The sequence below is a fragment of the Citrobacter sp. NCU1 genome (assembly GCF_010231475.1).
Taxonomy (GTDB): Bacteria; Pseudomonadota; Gammaproteobacteria; order Enterobacterales; family Enterobacteriaceae; genus Citrobacter_D.
On the sequence record NZ_NRDO01000046.1, the window covers coordinates 80,914 to 99,056 of the forward strand.

Sequence of the window (18,143 nt, forward strand, 5' to 3'; positions counted from 1 at the left end):
CCCCAAAGGAGCGAGGGGGATGTGTATGGTGGCGGAGTTTGATGTGTAGGCCGGGTAAGGCGAAGCCGCCACCCGGCGTTTTTGTTGGCACCTGAGCCTAAAATTGCCCGGAGGCGCTGCGCTTGCCGGGCCTACGTTTCAACGTTGAGGGGAGGTGGGTGTCGCAGCGGGGACCACAGCCGAAACTGTCGACACCACTCCCCCCGCCATCGTCTGCTCTACCTGCTGTTTCTCTGCGTTCAGCGCGTGCAACTGGCCATTCACCGTGGGTTTCAGCGGCGTATCGGCCTGAACCGTCCCGCTGGCGGTGAGCTGGATATTGCCGTCGCCAGAAATCGGTAAGGCTGGCCAGCCCCACGGCTGCAGGATGTTCACCGGAACCCCTCGTCCGTTCAGGCTTACCTGGGTCTGGCGTTGCGGCAGTTGAGAAATGCTGGCGGTGGCTTCCAGCAATCCTCTCTCGGTGTAGCCACTCAGTTCGCTGATGTTAATCGTACTGCTGTTTGCCGTCAGCGCCAGAGAGGGTCGGCGCACATCAACACGATTAAACGTACCCACTGCGGCGTTGAGTGTGGCGTTCCCGCTCCACACCCCCCACTGATGGTCCTGTATCAGCCCCAGGTTCGCTCCGTAGCTGTCCAGCGCGGTCAGTTGCCACGGGAAAGTGGGGTCAACATCGATCACCAGATTGCGGCTGGCGCTGAATTTCTTCAGCGTCAGGCTGTTGAGCCAGCCGGGCAAGGGTTTCATCCACAGCTGTTTCCAGTTTGTCGGCAGTGTGTATTCCAGCCCGGCAATGGCAGTATCGTCGAGAATCAGTGCTTTACCGGAACGCAGCCAATGACCGGATGTACGAATCATGCCGCCTTCCCAGCGGGTGGTGAACTGACGTAGCGCGATGCCTTGCGAAGAGAATTCCGCGTTTAAGATGGGGTCGAAGAAATGCAGCGAACCGTAGATGAACTCGCTGGCATTCATCGACAATTTGCCCTCCTGTGTCTGCCAGTCATCTTTGCTGAAGGTCAGGTTGCGCAAGCTGAGGTCAAGATCGGTCACTGCCCAGTCAGGACCTTGCAGACGCGCGTCTGTCACCTCAAGGCGGCCAATTTGCAGAGAAGGAATGTGGGTGAGCGGCGAAAAGAATTCCGCCAGCACTTTGTCGCTTTGTAAGCGGATGTCGTTCAGACGAAGGCTATCTACGATCCAACTGCCGTCCGCATTTCGTCGCGCCACGGCGGTTAATGCGCCACGTGCGACGTCTGCGCCAATGTTGCTCAGTGTCACCTGTTCTTTGTCGATATTGCCTTCAATCAGCACGTTAGTGGCGGGAACGTCGTTCAGCGTCAGCGAACCGGCACTGAGTTGGATCTGTGCCTTGCTGCCGAGCACCCGGCCTGCTTCAGGATTCCAGGGGATCACGCCACCGTCCACGCGTTGTGCGCTCAGGTTCCATTCGCTGCCGGGACTGTTGAACGCCATCTCGTGCAATTCTAAGCGATCGGCCCGGAAAGGAAGCGGCGCCGTTTGCGAGGAGATATTCAGCGTCCCGTCTTTAAGCAGGATGGTGTCAACATGCTGGGGATCGGTCAGTTGGCGGGTACTGAGCCCAATATCCACGGTTTTTGCGACGAGTGTGGCAGGTTGACCATCCCGGCCAAAGGTGACGTTCTCCAGCAGGATGTGGGAAGGGGAGGAAAAACGGTGATCCATCGTATCGAAAGCTACGTGGTAGCCGCTATTTTCAGAGATCCAGTTGCTGACGCGTTCTGCTCCCCAGCGGGTTTGCAGCAGAAAATAGAAGGCGAGAATCACCACCAAAAAGGCGATCAGCACGTAGATAAGCAGCTTTCCAATAATTTTCATGGTCTTCCATCCCGCGAAGTGCACATAACTGAGTTATGCACGATTTAGGCGTAATCCTCAAGGCGGGAATAGTGAAAGAGCGTTTCAGTGGCGGTGATTGTCGATCGCCGCCACATTCCGCTTACGGCTTTTCGGGTGGGAAAATCAGGTTCAGAACGATAGCGGTGATGCCGCCCGCAGCAATCCCGGAGGAGAGCAGGTTTTTCACCCAGTCCGGCGCAAATTGCAGGATCAGCGGCTGTTGGGAAACGCCCAGTCCGACGGCCAGTGACAGGGCGATAATCAGGATAGCACGACGGTTTAACGGCTCACGCGACACGATACGCACCCCGGAGGCCGCGATGGTGCCGAACATCACGAGAGTCGCACCGCCGAGCACCGGTTCAGGAATGTGTTGCACAAAGCCGCTCACCGCTGGGAACAAGCCCAGTACAATCAGCATCAACGCGACAACAAAGCCAACATAGCGGCTGGCAACGCCCGTCAATTGGATAACACCGTTGTTTTGACCGAAGCAGGAGTTCGGGAAGGTGTTAAACACCGCAGAGACAAACGAATTCAGGCCGTTAGCCAGCACCCCGCCTTTCAGTCGTTTCATATACAGAGGCCCGGAAACCGGCTGCTCAGAAACATCGGAGGTAGCGGTAATATCGCCAATAGTTTCCAGTGAGGTGATCATAAAGACCAACATCAGCGGCAACAGCAGATTCCAGTCAATGCCTAACCCGTAATACAGCGGCGTTGGCACCATGATGAAATCCTGCGTGGTCGGTGCGGTATTTTCCGGCAACATGCCCATAAACCATGCCAGCGCGTAGCCTGCGGCCATCGCGATCACCAGCGAAGCAACCCGCAGGTAGGGGTTACGCTGACGGTTAAGCAGAATGATTAATGCCAGTACGACGCCTGCCAGCAGCAGGTTTTTCGGTGAGCCGAAGGTGTTGTCGTTCATCGCAGCATAACCACCGCCGATGGACGTCAGGCCAACCTGGATCAGCGACAGGCCGATAATCATGACCACCACGCCGGAAACCAGTGGGGTGATGATTCGACGCGCCAGATGCAGTACGCGGGAGAGAACCATTTCGGTGCAGCTCGCCAGCATCAGTGTGCCGAACAGCGCTGCCATCATGGTGGGAACGTCGGCTCCACCGGTTTTCAGCGCCGTACCGCCCATAATCAGCGGGGCAACGAAGTTAAAGCTTGTTCCCTGAATGGAGAGCAACCCCGAGCCTACCGGACCCCATGCTTTAATTTGAATAATGGAGGCCACACCGGAGGCGAACAGTGACATGCTGATAATGTGTTGAGTGTCCTGAGCCGGTAAACCAAGCGCCTGGCAGATTAACAGCGCGGGCGTGATGACTGCGACGAACATTGCCAGCAGGTGCTGACACGCGGCAAAAAGAGTTTGAGGAAGCGGCGGACAATCTTCAAGACGGTAAATCAGTTCGCTGTTTTGAGTCTGCGCAATCGGTTGCGCATTTTCTGACTCGACAGTGTTAACAGACATCAGAGGCAATCCCGTGGTGTAAAAGCGGGCATTTTATCCGACCAGGGTGCAAAAGCAAACGTTTGCTAGTCGATATTCTTAATATTTAAAACAGATAAAATCACCTTTTTATATAACTTTTGTACCTTTTCTGATTAAAATCCATGCCGATTACTCGTTAAGAGCTGAAAAATGACCGAGGAATGCATCGTTCGTGATGAGCGATGGGGACTTAAAGGAGCTTAATATGTTTCATCTCGATACTTTATCGACACTTGTTGCCGCAACACTGACGTTGCTGCTGGGACGCAAGCTGGTCCAGTCAGTCTCCTTTCTGAAGAAATACACTATTCCTGAACCGGTTGCTGGTGGACTACTGGTGGCAATCGCCCTGCTGGTGCTGAAAAAGAGCATGGGCTGGGAAGTGGATTTTGATATGAGTCTGAAAGACCCGCTGATGCTGGCGTTCTTTGCCACCATTGGTCTGAACGCGAACATTGCCAGCCTGCGTGCAGGCGGCCGTGTCGTTGGCATCTTCCTGATCGTGGTGGTGGGTTTACTGGTGATGCAAAACGCCATCGGCATCGGTATGGCGAGCCTGCTGGGGTTGGATCCATTAATGGGACTGATCGCGGGTTCAATTACGCTTTCGGGTGGGCACGGAACCGGTGCGGCATGGAGCAAGTTGTTCATCGAACGCTATGGCTTTACCAATGCGACGGAAGTGGCAATGGCGTGCGCAACCTTCGGTCTGGTGCTGGGCGGACTGATCGGCGGTCCGGTGGCGCGTTACCTGGTGAAGCACTCCACCACGCCAGATGGTATGCCGGACGATCAGGCTGTACCGACCGCGTTTGAGAAACCGGACGTTGGCCGCATGATCACCTCTCTGGTGCTGATCGAAACCATTGCGCTTATCGCGATCTGTCTGACCGTAGGCAAAATCGTGGCCCAGATGTTGGTGGGAACCGTGCTGGAACTGCCGACATTCGTCTGCGTACTGTTCATCGGCGTGATCCTCAGCAACGGTCTGGCGTTAGTGGGCTTTTATCGCGTGTTTGAGCGAGCGGTATCGGTGCTGGGCAACGTGAGTCTCTCACTGTTCCTGGCGATGGCGCTGATGAGTCTGAAGCTGTGGGAGCTGGCCTCACTGGCGTTGCCGATGCTGGCGATTCTTGTGGTGCAGTCGATCTTCATGGCGCTGTACGCCGTGTTTGTGACCTGGCGCATGATGGGTAAAAACTACGATGCTGCTGTTCTGGCTGCCGGGCACTGCGGTTTTGGTCTTGGCGCGACGCCGACGGCAATCGCCAATATGCAGGCGATTACCGAGCGTTTTGGCCCGTCGCACATGGCGTTTCTGGTGGTGCCGATGGTGGGGGCATTCTTTATCGACATCGTCAATGCGCTGGTGATTAAGCTGTATCTGCTGTTGCCGATTTTTGCGCAATAAGGACAATGCGGCGGTGTGAAAACCGCCGCATTGTGTGAGCCTCAGGCGTTGGAGTAGCGTTCGGTTTCCGGCATCCAGCGTTCTATCAACGCCGTGGCCTGTTGTGGGTAACGTTCGTGAATATGGCGCGCAATGCGCTGAACTTCCGGAATAATGGCCTGATCGCGCAGTAAATCCGCCACTTTAAATTCAGCGCTGCCCGTCTGACGTGTCCCCAACAATTCGCCAGGTCCACGGATCTCCAGGTCTTTTTGCGCAATGACAAAACCGTCGTTGCTGTCGCGTAGAACCTGCAGGCGTGTCTGCGCCGTTTTTGACAGGGGAGATTTGTAGAGCAGTACGCAGTGCGAGGCCACTGCGCCGCGACCTACGCGTCCGCGCAACTGGTGTAATTGCGCAAGACCCAAACGCTCCGGGTTTTCAATAATCATCAGGCTGGCGTTGGGAACATCCACCCCCACTTCAATGACTGTGGTCGCAACCAGAAGATGAAGCTCACCCTGCTTAAAGGCCGCCATCACCGCCTGCTTCTCGGCGGGTTTCATTCTCCCGTGGACCAGACCAATGTTCAGCTCAGGTAGCGCAAGTTTCAGTTCTTCACTTGTGGCTTCCGCCGCCTGTGCCTCTAACAGATCCGACTCTTCAATCAGTGTACAGACCCAGTAAGCCTGGCGTCCTTCGTGAGTACAGGCGTTACGCACCCGGTCAATAATATCGCTGCGGCGGGTGTCAGGAATGGCGACGGTGGTGACCGGCGTACGGCCTGGCGGCAGTTCGTCGATAACCGAAGTGTCGAGATCGGCATACGCTGTCATCGCCAGGGTGCGTGGAATCGGGGTTGCGGTCATGATCAGCTGATGTGGGTGGAATCCCTGCTGTTGGCCTTTTTCCCATAACGCCAGCCGCTGATGCACACCAAAACGGTGTTGTTCATCGATGATCACCAGAGCCAGTTCGTTAAACTGTACCTGTTCCTGGAAAATCGCATGGGTACCCACCACCATTTGTACCTGGCCGCTGGCGATGGCCTCCTGCTGCGCAAGACGCGCCTTACCTTTTTGTTTACCGGCCAGCCAGCCGACATCAATACCGAGCGGGGCAAACCACTGACGGAAGTTATTGGCGTGTTGTTCAGCAAGCAGTTCGGTCGGCGCCATCATCGCCACCTGTTTGCCGTGGGCAATTGCCCGCAGCGCAGCAAGTGCTGCAACCAGCGTTTTACCGGAGCCAACATCACCTTGCACAAGACGCATCATCGGTACATCCAGCGTCATGTCGCGTTCGATTTCCGCCACCACACGAGTTTGCGCACCGGTTGGTTTGAAGGGCAGTGAATTAAGAAAACGATTTTTGAGTTCGCCCTGCGCACTGAGCGACAGAGCGTGAAATCGTTGCGCACCAGCACGTAGCGCCAGCATGCTCAGGTTATGCGCCAGTAACTCTTCCAGAATCAGCCGCCGCTGCGCCGGATGTTTCCCGGTTTCCAGGTCGCTGAGCTGGAGCGACGGCGGTGGGCGGTGCAGGGTGCGTAATGCCTCCGGCAGACTCATCATGCCCTGCAGAAGCTCTGGCGGTAACAGTTCGGTAATGGCGCAGGTATCCAGTAAATCCAGCGCCTGATCGGTGAGTTTACGCAGCGTGGCCTGTTTTATCCCTTCGGTGGTCGGATAAACGGGGGTAAGCGTCTCCTGCAACTCCGGCGTGCTGAGTTCGCCCTGAACGCGGTATTCCGGGTGGAACATTTCTGCCCCGTATTTTCCCCGTTTTGCTTCTCCGTAGGCCAGTACGCGGCGACCCGTTGCCAGGCTGTTTTTCATTGCCGCACTGAAATTGAAAAAACGCAGGGTGAGGATACCGGTACCGTCACTGATCTGGCAGGTCATCATCCGGCGACCACCAAATGTGATGTTGCAGTTCAGCACTTCCCCTTCGACGGTGGCGTAAACGCCCGGTAACAGTTCGCCTATCGGATAGAGATGAGTACGATCTTCGTAACGCAGTGGAAGGTGCAGGAGGAGCTCCTGTACGGTATGCAGGCCAATTTTTGCCAGTTTACTGCTTTGCGCTGCGCCAACGCCCGTTAGTGAACTGAGCGGTACAGCATCTAACAGGCGCCCTTTCATTTACGCTTCATCCTTCCCGCCGCCTCTTTGTTGGCTGCATTCACTCACTCCGGTCACATCGTTTTCTCTGCTCCCGGAGATTCGTTCATTTGCCGCCGCGATGCAACGTGAATGATTTTGCGTAATATTGGAAGCCTGCATAGTGGCCCACCATGCGGCATCGGCTTCAATTTCGCCTTGTGCATTCACATGGGGGTAAGGCAGACCTTTGCGTTTAGCGACGTTTGCCAGTACCGGATAACCGCCTTCAAACAGCAGACGCTGCTGTTCATCTTCCGGCAACATGCTGTTCTCGCGCCGGTACATGCCAGCGTTTTGTCGCTGACGCTGCGCTTCGTAGAGAATCAGTGCCGAAGCGACGGAGACGTTGAGTGACTGCACCATGCCAATCATCGGGATGATAATGTCCTGATCCGCAAGGTTTAATGCCTCTTGCGTGATGCCGGTTTTCTCTTGTCCCATCAGAATACAGGTCGGGCGGGTGTAATCAATTTCGCGAAAATCGACGGCTTTGTCCGAAAGGTGAGTGGCCAGAATCTGCATGCCCTGGCTTTTCAGATGGATGACGGCATCGCTGATGGTGCGGTGAGTCTTCACCTGCACCCAGCTGTTGCTTCCCGCCGCCGAAGAGGCCATGGTGCGCATACGGCTACCCGGCCAAACGGCGTGGACTTCATGAACGCCAACGGCATCTGCGGTACGGATAATCGCAGAAACGTTATGAGGTTTGTGGACCTGCTCCATGCAGACGGTCAGATCAGGCTGACGCCTGGCGAGCATCTCGCAGATACGCGCATAACGCTGTGCATTCATAAGGCTAGTTTCGGTTACGGGTGACTTTTATCACGTCCGGCATCACACGGATTTTGCGCATGATATTCGCCAGATGCACACGATCACGTGCGGTGAGACGAATAAAGGCGCTATAGACGCGACCATCTTTCTCTTCAGTATTCAAACTTTGAATATTGGAGGTGGTGGTGTTGATTGCCGCCGTCAGGTTCGCCAGCGCACCCTGGTGGTTAAACATGTCCACCTTGATCTCAGTGATGAACTCCTGCTCCGTCTCTTTATCCCATTCGACAGCCATAAACTTCTCTGGCTCTTTCTGGTAGCCACGGATGTTACGGCAGGATTCATGGTGAATAACCAGACCTTTTCCGGGGCTGACATGAGCGATAATCGGGTCGCCGGGGATCGGGCGGCAGCATTTGGCGAAGGTGATCAGCACGCCATCTGCGCCTTTGATCGGCAGATGTCCGTGGCTGGACTGCGCTGGTGCGGTTGTCGATGCTTCACCTTGCTGCAGATTCTTCGCCACCACAACGCTCATGGCGTTACCCAGACCGATTTCCGCCAGCAGATCTTCCAGCGTCGCGAGCTTCATACGCTCAATTTCACGCTGGACGCTTTCCTGTGGAATTTCAGCCAGTTTACGGCTGCCGCCTAAAGCATGATTCAGCAAGCGACGACCAAGGCTCACGGAGTCGTCACGTTTGAGATTCTTCAGCAACTGACGAATTTTGGCACGCGCTTTCGAGCTAACGACAAAGTTAAGCCATGCGGCATTCGGACGGGCGCCCGGTGCGGTAATGATCTCAACCGTCTGGCCACTGGAGAGTGGTTGTGAAAGCGGGTAAGGCTGTCTGTCAACACGCGCGCCGACGCAGGCATGTCCGATATCGGTGTGTACCGCGTACGCGAAGTCGACAGGTGTGGCACCGGCTGGCAGCTCGACAATGCGCCCTTCCGGTGTGAAAACGTAAATCTCATCCGGGAAGAGATCGGATTTAACGCTCTCGATAAATTCAAACGAGCTACCGGCGCTCTGTTGCAGCTCCAGCAGGCTCTGCATCCAGCGCTGGGCGCGGATTTGCGCAGTGGTACTGGTCTCACCGTGCTCTTTATAAGCCCAGTGTGCCGCAACCCCCATTTCCGCCATCTGGTCCATGTCTTCGGTACGGATTTGTACTTCAACCGGAACACCATGTGGGCCGATCATCGAAGTGTGTAAAGACTGATAGCCGTTCGCTTTTGGAATGGCAATATAGTCTTTCACGCGCCCCGGACGCGGCTTATACAGGCTGTGCATCTGGCCGAGCACGCGATAGCAGGTGTCGGCATCATGAACGATAACGCGGAACGCGTAGATGTCCATGATCGAGTGAAAACGCTGCTCTTTGAGCACCATTTTGCAGTAGATAGAGTACAGATGTTTTTCGCGACCGCTAACGCGACACGGAATTCCCGCTTCCTGCAAACGCCCTTCAATCTCTGAGAGGATTTTTTGGATCATCTCTTTACGGTTGCCGCGCGCAGCTTTCACCACTTCTTTAATAACGCGATAACGGTTCGGGTATAACGCTTCAAAACCCAACTCTTCGAGCTCGGTTTTAATGTGATGGATACCTAAACGGTGTGCCAGCGGGCTGTAAATTTCGAGGGTTTCACGGGCGATGCGGCGACGTTTGTCCGGGCGCAATGAGCCCAGCGTGCGCATGTTATGGGTTCGGTCAGCAAGCTTGATGAGAATGACGCGGATATCCTGCACCATCGCCATAATCATCTTGCGAAAGTTTTCGGCCTGCGCCTCTTTCTTATCGCGGAACTTGAGCTTATCAAGTTTCGACACCCCTTCTACCAGTTCAGCAACGCTTTTACCAAAAAGCTGTTCCATGTCCTGATAGGTGGCAGGAGTGTCTTCAATCACATCATGCAGCAGCGCCGCCATTAGCGTTTCATAGTCGAGTTTCATCTCGGCCAGAATGCAGGCAACGGCGACTGGATGGGTGATATAGGGTTCACCGCTTGAACGTGTCTGACCCTCGTGAGCGTCACGTGCAACGAGATACGCCTGCCGCAGACGCTTAATTTGGTCTTCCGGCAGGTAGTGTTGAATCAGTTGATTCAGGCTTTCAAACAGATACAAGGGCGACCCGATGAGTAATTAACGACGACCTTCAGCAATAGCGGTAACGGCTTGTAATTCAGCGGCTTCCTGCTCTTGCTGTTCCTGGCGTTCACGCACGTCGAGGATCTGGTTGTTGATCAGACCTTCTTCGATTTCGCGCAGCGCGATTACGGTAGTTTTATCGTTTTCTTCCGGTACGAGCGGATCCTTTCCGCCTACCTGCATCTGACGAGCGCGACGCGCGGCGACCAGTACCAGGTCAAAACGGTTACCAATTTTCTCTACAGCGTCCTGAACAGTTACGCGTGCCATACTTAAAATGCTCCACAGGTGAAGAAATGACTGGGCATGATACTGAATGTGGGTTCAGTCTGCCAACAGTTTGCTGATTAAAGCGTCATGACGCTGCTTTTGGCGGCTCATGCGCAGACGTTCGGCGCGAATGATGGTTTTCAAATCGCCCAGGGCGGTATCAAAATCATCATTCACAATGAGGTAATCATATTCGGCGTAATGGCTCATTTCTGCAACAGCTTGCGCCATACGTTTTGCAATGACTTCCTCGCTATCCTGACCGCGACCGCGAAGACGGCGATCCAGCTCAATTTTGGACGGCGGTAAAATAAAGATACTGCGTGCCTGCGGCATTTTTTCACGAATTTGCTGGGCACCCTGCCAGTCAATATCAAGAAAAACATCCACACCGGAAGCAAGCACTTGCTCAATGGCTTCGCGAGATGTGCCGTAATAATTACCGAACACTTCGGCATGCTCGAGAAACGCGTCTCTGCCAATCATGGTTTTGAACTCATCATGATCCACAAAGAAATAATGTTCGCCATGCACTTCACCCGGACGCGGAGCGCGTGTGGTGTGTGAAACAGAAACCTGGGTGTCATACAACGGTTGGGTTTTCAATAAAGCCTGAATCAGGCTGGATTTACCCGCGCCACTGGGGGCAGAAACAATATAAAGCGTGCCTTGAGCCATGAGTATCTTATGTATGTGATTGTCGAAAGAGAGCCTACATACGAGCTTATTATACACGTCGCCGCTATATGACGTAGTCCTTGTCACACTTTTTGCCTCTGATTATTGCGTTTTGCGTACCTTTTTCCTGATTTACCGTGCAATTACTGCAATGAGTGAAAATGACAGGAATCCTGCTCGCAGGCTTCGCGTTTACCGCTCGGTGCCGAAATCATTCTGCGCTATACCTGCCGGACAACGTGCGATGGAGGTGCAAATGACGTTATGGAAGAGTATCGCAATCAGTGTATTGCTGTGTCATTCATCGGTTGGCGCGGTTTGCCCCGCCTGGACGGCGGCCAGGGCGGAAGAGGAAATAACTCGTTTAACGCGGCAAATCGCGCAGTGGAATGACATTTACTGGAAGCAGGGCATTAGCGCAGTCGATGATACGGTTTACGACCAGCTCAGTACGCAACTTACACAATGGCGACGCTGTTTTGGCGAGGAGGTTCCTACAGACCCGGCGGCGCCGCCAAAAAATGGCTCAATGTTGCATCCTGTTGCCCACACTGGCGTGCACAAGCTTGCGGATAAACAGGCGATGCAGCAATGGATGCTTCGTCGAAGCGATCTGTGGGTTCAACCGAAGGTGGATGGCGTAGCAGTAACGTTAGTGTACCGGGATGGCAATCTCATCAGGGCGATTAGCCGGGGGGATGGACTGGAAGGCGAAGACTGGACGCAAAAGGTTCGTCATATTCCGTCTGTGCCGCGCACCACAAAAGGAGCACTTGCCAATAGCATTCTGCAGGGCGAAATCTTCCTGCTTCAGGAAAACCATATCCAGCAGCGAATGGGGGGAATGAACGCCCGTTCAAAAGTTGCAGGGATGATGCTGCGCGCAGAACATTCCTCCTTGCTAAACTCATTAGGCATTTTTATCTGGGCGTGGCCTGATGGTCCGCAGTCGATGCCTGAACGATTGCAAAAACTGACTGACGCGGGATTTAGTTTAACCCAGCGCTATACCCAGCCCGTGAATAGCGTTGATGATGTTGAAAAAGCGCGAGAGAGATGGTGGACAACGAGTCTACCGTTTGCAACCGATGGCATCGTGGTGCGGATGGCTAAAGAGCCGGAAGCCCGAAGCTGGCTTCCTGGTGAAGGAGATTGGCTGGTTGCCTGGAAATATACCCCGGTGGCGCAGGTCGCAGAAGTGGCGGAAATTCTCTTCACCACAGGAAAGAGTGGGAAAACCGCGGTGGTCGCATCGCTGGTTCCTGTCATGCTGGACGATAAAAAGGTTCAGCGTGTCAATCTGGGTTCCGTCAGACGTTGGGAAGAGTGGGATATCGTGCCTGGCGATCGCATCCTGGTCAGTCTGGCCGGGCAAGGTATTCCACGTATCGACGATGTTGTCTGGCGTAGTACGCAGCGGACTAAACCAAAACCTCCCGGAGGGCGTTTGGGGCCACTGACCTGTTTTTATGCTTCATCCGAATGCCGGGAACAATTCATTGCGAGACTGGTTTGGTTGGGGGAGAAATCGGTATTGAATCTGGATGGTGTGGGAGAGGCAGGATGGCGTGCGCTTCATCAGGTGCATCGCTTTGAGCATATATTTTCCTGGCTTGCGTTAACCGAGGAGCAATTACAGAACACACCTGGGGTAGGCAAAGGGAAAGGTGCGCAATTGTGGCATCAGTTCAATATGGCGCGCCGCCAGCCCTTTATCCGCTGGGTTATGGCGATGGATATACCGCTAACCCAGGCCGCGCTTAAGGCCTGCGATATTCGTTCGTGGGGGCCATTGCTGGCACAGACAGAGCAGTATTGGCGAACGCTGCCGTCAACGGGCGAGCGCCGCGCCAGGCAAATGATACAGTGGAGAGAGAACCCAGAGATAAAAACGCTGAGCCAGTGGTTATCTGCTCAGCGTATTACGGGATTTATGCCTTAATGACCTTCGTGATGATAATAAAAAACGGGTAAACCGAGTTTGAGACGTAGCGCCAGCAATCGCGCGGTGAAGCCAAAGATCAGCGTGGAGATAACGACCACATCATGGCTGGAGACATAGTGCTGAAGTGCTATGTAAAGCACTGCAGAAGCAAACGACACGCCGGCATACAGCTCTTTCTGGAAGACCAGGGGAATGCGTTTACAGAACATGTCACGCAGTATGCCGCCAAACACGCCAGTGGTCACTGCGGCGACCACGGCAATGATCGGGCCATGACCCATATCCAGTGCAACCTGAGCACCGATGATGGAAAAGACCACTAAGCCCAGCGCATCAAGCAAAAGGAATAATTTGCGCAAATAAGGCATGACGGGGGCGACAATGGTCGTCAGCACCGCAGCCGTCGTCACGATAATGACATATTCAGGATGCTTCACCCAACCGAGCGGATAATGCCCAAGCAGAATGTCGCGAACAGAGCCGCCGCCAATGGCTGTCGCGGTTGCAATGATGATGACGCCGAAGGTATCCATGCGACGACGACCTGCAGCAAGAGCGCCCGTCATGGCTTCTGCGGTAATGCCAATTAAGTACAAAACGTGTAACAGCATGCCTTCCCCCTGATTTACTGGGGAGAAAGGTTAGCGATTTGTGCGCAGTATCACGATTGAGATTTTCTAAGGTGAGGTCGTTTCAATAACTTTTACTTATGCAATATTATATTTTTTATCATATTTAACGCCTTTTAAGGTTCTGTAATTGAAATAATATGATGAAAAAAACTAATAGGAAAAGAGGTGGGTGGTTTGAAATAAAAGAAAAACACGTAGCACCGTTTCGTTTTTACGGGCTACGTGGTGAATGAATCTGAATGTTGAATGTATCATTAATATTATGATTTATATGTTATTTATGAATTGATGTGGGTGATTAAGTACACTCATAAGTACACAGATGTTGGGGGTGAGAGGTTATGAGTTGATATTGACAATTCACTATTGGTTTTACTTTTTTGTCGTTGCTTGACAAATCACCATAAGTGCAAGATTATTTGCTTGTCACATCTTCTTGCCTCAACCCTATATACCTGCTCTGTAAAAGAGGAACCTTTTCTGATGATGCAACCTTGGGAACTTAACTCCGTACTCACCGCTGATCGATTAAAACAGCTAGCATCTCTAATAAGAGATGTCAGGGATGATGTGATTGATCGGCATGATGACGAGATTGGTGATACTGCCCGTAGTACTGGTATGAGGGCATACGAGTGTTCGCGTTCACGTATCATTCGTGCGGTAAAGGATGGAAAAAATTGGCCTTGGTTAGGAATTGTGAAACCTGACGGACGATTTACCTTTTCGATTCAATCAGTTCCTGTGAGGCTATACAGGGGTAAACCGAGTTGTCCAGAAGAAAGAAGATTAATTCCTTCAATTGAAGCGTTAAGGCAAATGTCATGCCTTGAGCCAGAAGTCGGTGATGTTGCTGCTGTACTCTGGTTTTTTGCTATCGAATTGGATGAAATGCGATACGTTGAGCGCGTAACATTTGTCGGTTTCCTTGAAGGTCAGCAGATTTCGTGTTGGGAAATTCCTCTTGACGAGCGGGTTGTTGCTTTTGGCCCTGCCATGAGTGAATTGCCTCAGCCAGTTGAAACGAAGAAAGCGTCAGTCTCTGTCAAAAAGAAAGACAAAAAAGCAGAGAATGATGGCGAAGATAATGGTCAGTAAGGTATGTATTTAGATTTCTATGGTGAAAGATTAAGGCTGGCTCGTTTACTCAAAGGGGTAACTCTTCAAGAGCTTGGTGATGCAGTATCTGTTTCCAGACAGGGTATACACCAATATGAAAGCGATGCAAGGGCTCCTTCAATGGATGTCAGAAACGCTTTGGCAGAGTACCTTAATGTATCTCCTGGCTTTTTTGGTATGCCTATGTCTGGAGATGTAAAACCGGAGCAATGTCATTTCCGGAAGAGACAAACAACTCCAGTAGGAGTAAAAGAGCGTGTGCAAGCATATAGCACGGTGCTTGAGCAACTAGTAGTTGAGTTGCATGAGCATTTGGATATGCCTCAAAATGGATTTAACTTAATCGATAATACAAAGATTACTGAACTGACTCCCCCCATTATTGAAAAAATTGCTGAGGGGGCCCGTGTCAGATGGAATTTATCTGCTGATGCTCCGATCGACAATATGGTTAACGTGCTGGAAAATCAAGGGGCTATTGTTACTTGTTTCGATGGTGTTTCTGAAAAAGTCGATGCTCTATCTGTAAACAGAAAATATCCAATAATAATAAGGAATACTGCAAAGGAAAGTGTTTGCAGAATGAGATTTGATTTGGCCCACGAATGTGGCCATTTAGTTATGCACGATGGCATTGAAACAGGTTGTAAACAAACGGAAAGGGAGGCAGATGCGTTTGCTAGTGCATTTCTATTCCCGAGGAAGTCATTTGCAAGTGAATTTCCAGCCTGTTTAAATTTTGATGGTTCTTTTAATTGGAAAAAAATATACGATCTAAAAGTTAGATGGAAGGTGAGTGCAAAGGCAATAATCTTTAGAGCTCACTTTTTAGGATTTATAAATGCACAGCAGTACAGAAGTGCTAATGTCTGGTTCAGCCAAACTAGGCAGTCACGACAAGAGAAGCTTGATGATATTCTTGAAATGGAAGAGCCTCATATACTGAAAGAAAGCATCATTGTTATGAAAGAGCACTTAGGTGTTACATTTAAAATGATGGCCGATAAATTAGGTGTAAAACCTGTATTGTTGGCGAGTGTAACAGGGATGGAGTATAAGGAAACTGCCTCTGATATTTATGATGATGTGGTTGTTCCATTCAGGTTTTGATAAATGCCCCTTAAGATGGGGCTTTTTTTAGTTGTATGAAACAATCATTAATGTGATTTGGCCTGAAACAGCTATGTGCAGAATCATAACTCTTCTAGTCGGCATCCTGTACCAAAAATAGACGTCACTGTATTGATAAATTGTCAGCAATACAATTTAAAAATATTAAGCTTGCAGTATGCTTTCTTTGAACAAGATGTAGAACTTATCACCTAAGTTAAAAGCAATCAGTTTAAATAACCATTAACAGTAATTTCCGATATCTCCCTCTATTATTGATTAATATATCTAAACATATTCAGCATTTCGCGTAAATGCTTTGGCTTAAATGGTTGTGACAATGGGAGTAGTTTGCACAAGATTATTACACTAATTAACGTGGGAAGCTAGAATAAGCAATATCTATGAGTAGCTAAGTCTATTAATTATATAATAAGATGGTACCAAGTTATTTATCTATAAAAAATAACGTTTTTATTTTTCCAATGATGGTTGATAAATATCTTTAATGAAGATATTGATAAAAATATAACATACTATCTCGGCTATCAATGATCAGTTACTTATAGTGAGTGAAGTTATTAACATTAATCATTGTAAATCAACTCACAAAACCTGATTTCTGAGTGATGCACAAGAAAAAGTTGTGCTAAAATTTATGGATTGATGTTGTTGAGTTAAGAAAGGTGAGGTTTATCAATGTCATACAAAAATTTGATAGTAGAAGGGTGTGAAGATAGAGAGGCTACTAACGACCAGACTTGTGTGGAGATCGCTTATGTCAGTAGACATAACGACAATATTTATGATTTACGGATGGAATTAGATAAAAGAGAGACTCTTGAAGCTTTCAAAAAAATTCTCACTAAAGAAATTATTTTTGATTAGGTAATTATATGACTAGCACAGCAAGAAAATTAAAAATAAATAAAGCTATTGATGCTAATGATAATACATCTTCAATGAAAACTATTGAAGGTCGTCAATCTACTGACATTTTTTTAGGTTTGTGCGGATTTGCAGGATGTGGAATCAAAACTGTTGTCGATGTGATAAAAGAGGTAGCCGAAACTTGGGGGTATAGTGTTGTCCACATTAGGATTAGCGATTTAATGCAAGATCCCCTTTACTTCGAAAAGATCTTAATTGAGCAACATCTTGATAATAGCATTGTTCGGCATTTAGCTATGCAAAAATTAGCTAATGGATTAAGAAGAAATTTCAAGAGAAATGAGCTTTTATCTGAAGCGGCAATCGCTGCTATAAATGCTGATAAAAACAAATCATCCAGCACTTCTGAAGCTACTTTATATATTATTGATCAATTGAAGCGGCCTGAGGAGATTGAGTTATTCAGGGTTATTTATCAACATAATTTCTATTTAATGGGAATTTTAAGAGATCAAGAGCATAGGATTAGAAACTTAAGAGAAGATGGTGTCACGAAAAATGACATTCCTTTAATCATGAATGTTGATGATAAGTCAGATGATGATTATGGGCAAAGGACAAGTCAGGCAATACTTACCTCTGATTTTTTTGTTAAAAACAACCAAAGTCAGAAAAAAGGCCTTGAAAATAAAATTGATAGATTTTTTGGACTTATACACGGAAAAAATGGTCTGACCCCGACTATAAATGAAAAGGGTATGTACGCAGCATTTTCAGCATCTTTACAATCAGCATGTTTATCAAGGCAAGTCGGAGCCGCTCTCTTTGATGATGAAGGAAACCTTCTCGCCATAGGCAAAAATGACGTTCCCAAAGCTGGCGGTGGGCTTTATGTCAGTGATGATGGTGAAAAAGATCATCGTTGTGTGCATAAAAGTGGAAAGTGTTATAACGTATCAAGCAAGTTAAAAATTAAAAATAAAATACATGATATCCTTCTAAAGGAAATTAAGTCCTCATTAGGCTCAGATCCATCAATGGAGCTAATCTTGAGAAGGTTAGAGGCCATAACACCTAATATTACTGAGGCCATTTATAAAGGTAGTAACATTTCATCCATTATGGAGTATTCAAGATCTATCCATGCAGAGATGGATGTCATTACAACAATGGCAAGAAAGTCGACCGAAGGGGCAAAAGGTAAAATTCTTTTTACCACAACTTATCCTTGTCATAACTGTGCAAGGCATATTGTATCTTCTGGTATTAAGAAAGTTATATATATCGAACCATTCGATAAAAGTCTTGCATTAGATCTTCACGATGACTCGATTACAAAATCTGAGGATCACTCGAAAGTAATTTTTTCAGACTTCGAAGGTGTTGCCCCAAGAAGATATAATAAATTCTTCATGCCTACAGATGAAAGAAAAGATGAAATCACTGGTGAAGCATTTAAGTTTAATACTAAATATAAAAATCATATTGATGTACAATACCTTGATAGCCATAGGAAATATGAAGATATGGTCGCTAAGAAATTCTTATCAGAGGTCGCGAAACAAGATGCTACACCTTAAGTTTTGCAGCTAGAAGATATATTATTATCAGGAT

General features: G+C 49.7%; 13 protein-coding genes and 1 pseudogene. 6 read left to right on the forward strand and 8 right to left on the reverse strand.

Annotated features, from left to right (window positions below; all coding sequences use genetic code 11):
- Positions 1–138 precede the first annotated feature (138 nt).
- Together CJP72_RS16080 and xanP are read right to left on the reverse strand one after the other, a co-directional pair.
- Positions 139–1,863 carry an AsmA family protein gene (locus CJP72_RS16080; protein ID WP_162382362.1) on the reverse strand — a complete coding sequence of 575 codons (1,725 nt, stop codon included), beginning with the start codon at positions 1,861–1,863 and terminating at the stop codon, positions 139–141.
- Between the two features lie 121 nt (positions 1,864–1,984).
- The gene (gene xanP, locus CJP72_RS16085) at positions 1,985–3,376 is read right to left on the reverse strand and encodes a xanthine/proton symporter XanP (RefSeq protein ID WP_162382363.1); all 1,392 of its coding nucleotides are present in this window, start codon (positions 3,374–3,376) and stop codon (positions 1,985–1,987) included.
- Between the two features lie 226 nt (positions 3,377–3,602).
- Here xanP and gltS point away from each other — a divergent pair, with 226 nt between their 5' ends.
- On the forward strand, positions 3,603–4,808 hold the full coding sequence (gene gltS, locus CJP72_RS16090; RefSeq protein WP_162382364.1) for a sodium/glutamate symporter: 1,206 nt from the start codon (positions 3,603–3,605) through the stop codon (positions 4,806–4,808).
- A gap of 41 nt (positions 4,809–4,849) precedes the next feature.
- On the opposite strand, the gene recG is transcribed toward gltS, so the two are convergent.
- From recG to gmk, 5 genes and pseudogenes are all read right to left on the reverse strand, one after another.
- Positions 4,850–6,931 (reverse strand): ATP-dependent DNA helicase RecG, encoded by a 2,082-nt coding sequence (recG, locus tag CJP72_RS16095; RefSeq protein ID WP_162382365.1) that lies wholly within the window; start codon positions 6,929–6,931, stop codon positions 4,850–4,852.
- Between the two features lie 129 nt (positions 6,932–7,060).
- A pseudogene (gene trmH, locus CJP72_RS16100) lies at positions 7,061–7,744 on the reverse strand (tRNA (guanosine(18)-2'-O)-methyltransferase TrmH); the annotation flags it as partial.
- 4 nt (positions 7,745–7,748) lie between these two features.
- The gene (gene spoT / locus CJP72_RS16105; protein WP_162382366.1) at positions 7,749–9,860 is read right to left on the reverse strand and encodes a bifunctional GTP diphosphokinase/guanosine-3',5'-bis pyrophosphate 3'-pyrophosphohydrolase; all 2,112 of its coding nucleotides are present in this window, start codon (positions 9,858–9,860) and stop codon (positions 7,749–7,751) included.
- 18 nt (positions 9,861–9,878) lie between these two features.
- Positions 9,879–10,154: a DNA-directed RNA polymerase subunit omega gene (gene rpoZ / locus CJP72_RS16110; protein ID WP_000135058.1), complete on the reverse strand. Its 276-nt coding sequence runs from the start codon at positions 10,152–10,154 to the stop codon at positions 9,879–9,881.
- Between the two features lie 54 nt (positions 10,155–10,208).
- Positions 10,209–10,832 carry a guanylate kinase gene (gene gmk / locus CJP72_RS16115; RefSeq protein ID WP_162382367.1) on the reverse strand — a complete coding sequence of 208 codons (624 nt, stop codon included), beginning with the start codon at positions 10,830–10,832 and terminating at the stop codon, positions 10,209–10,211.
- Between the two features lie 256 nt (positions 10,833–11,088).
- On the opposite strand from gmk, the gene ligB reads away from it, so the two are divergent.
- Positions 11,089–12,774 (forward strand): NAD-dependent DNA ligase LigB, encoded by a 1,686-nt coding sequence (ligB, locus tag CJP72_RS16120; RefSeq protein WP_162382368.1) that lies wholly within the window; start codon positions 11,089–11,091, stop codon positions 12,772–12,774.
- Here the strand turns inward: ligB and CJP72_RS16125 are convergent.
- Positions 12,771–13,388 carry a trimeric intracellular cation channel family protein gene (locus CJP72_RS16125; protein WP_162382369.1) on the reverse strand — a complete coding sequence of 206 codons (618 nt, stop codon included), beginning with the start codon at positions 13,386–13,388 and terminating at the stop codon, positions 12,771–12,773. The genes ligB and CJP72_RS16125 overlap by 4 nt on opposite strands.
- A 504-nt stretch (positions 13,389–13,892) precedes the next feature.
- Here CJP72_RS16125 and CJP72_RS25585 point away from each other — a divergent pair.
- The 4 genes from CJP72_RS25585 (at position 13,893) to CJP72_RS16145 (ending at position 18,109) form a co-directional block, all read left to right on the forward strand.
- On the forward strand, positions 13,893–14,507 hold the full coding sequence (locus CJP72_RS25585; RefSeq protein ID WP_228467180.1) for a hypothetical protein: 615 nt from the start codon (positions 13,893–13,895) through the stop codon (positions 14,505–14,507).
- Positions 14,508–14,510: 3 nt separating this feature from the next.
- Entirely contained in the window at positions 14,511–15,638 is a 1,128-nt protein-coding gene (locus CJP72_RS16135) for a helix-turn-helix domain-containing protein (RefSeq protein WP_162382370.1), read from the forward strand.
- Positions 15,639–16,337: 699 nt separating this feature from the next.
- The gene (locus CJP72_RS16140; RefSeq protein WP_024906639.1) at positions 16,338–16,526 is read left to right on the forward strand and encodes a hypothetical protein; all 189 of its coding nucleotides are present in this window, start codon (positions 16,338–16,340) and stop codon (positions 16,524–16,526) included.
- Positions 16,527–16,534: 8 nt separating this feature from the next.
- Positions 16,535–18,109, forward strand: coding sequence for an anti-phage dCTP deaminase (locus tag CJP72_RS16145; protein WP_054177224.1), 1,575 nt, complete (start codon positions 16,535–16,537; stop codon positions 18,107–18,109).
- Positions 18,110–18,143: the final 34 nt, after the last annotated feature.

Excerpts from the sequence above, each read along its gene's own strand:
- CJP72_RS16140 (WP_024906639.1), top strand. The coding sequence starts at position 16,338 with ATGTCATACAAAAATTTGATAGTAGAAGGGTGTGAAGATAGAGAGGCT.
- CJP72_RS16080 (WP_162382362.1), bottom strand. The coding sequence starts at position 1,863 with ATGAAAATTATTGGAAAGCTGCTTATCTACGTGCTGATCGCCTTTTTG.
- ligB (WP_162382368.1), top strand. The coding sequence starts at position 11,089 with ATGACGTTATGGAAGAGTATCGCAATCAGTGTATTGCTGTGTCATTCA.
- CJP72_RS25585 (WP_228467180.1), top strand. The coding sequence starts at position 13,893 with ATGATGCAACCTTGGGAACTTAACTCCGTACTCACCGCTGATCGATTA.
- CJP72_RS16145 (WP_054177224.1), top strand. The coding sequence starts at position 16,535 with ATGACTAGCACAGCAAGAAAATTAAAAATAAATAAAGCTATTGATGCT.
- gltS (WP_162382364.1), top strand. The coding sequence starts at position 3,603 with ATGTTTCATCTCGATACTTTATCGACACTTGTTGCCGCAACACTGACG.
- CJP72_RS16135 (WP_162382370.1), top strand. The coding sequence starts at position 14,511 with ATGTATTTAGATTTCTATGGTGAAAGATTAAGGCTGGCTCGTTTACTC.
- CJP72_RS16125 (WP_162382369.1), bottom strand. The coding sequence starts at position 13,388 with ATGCTGTTACACGTTTTGTACTTAATTGGCATTACCGCAGAAGCCATG.
- recG (WP_162382365.1), bottom strand. The coding sequence starts at position 6,931 with ATGAAAGGGCGCCTGTTAGATGCTGTACCGCTCAGTTCACTAACGGGC.
- gmk (WP_162382367.1), bottom strand. The coding sequence starts at position 10,832 with ATGGCTCAAGGCACGCTTTATATTGTTTCTGCCCCCAGTGGCGCGGGT.
- xanP (WP_162382363.1), bottom strand. The coding sequence starts at position 3,376 with ATGTCTGTTAACACTGTCGAGTCAGAAAATGCGCAACCGATTGCGCAG.
- rpoZ (WP_000135058.1), bottom strand. The coding sequence starts at position 10,154 with ATGGCACGCGTAACTGTTCAGGACGCTGTAGAGAAAATTGGTAACCGT.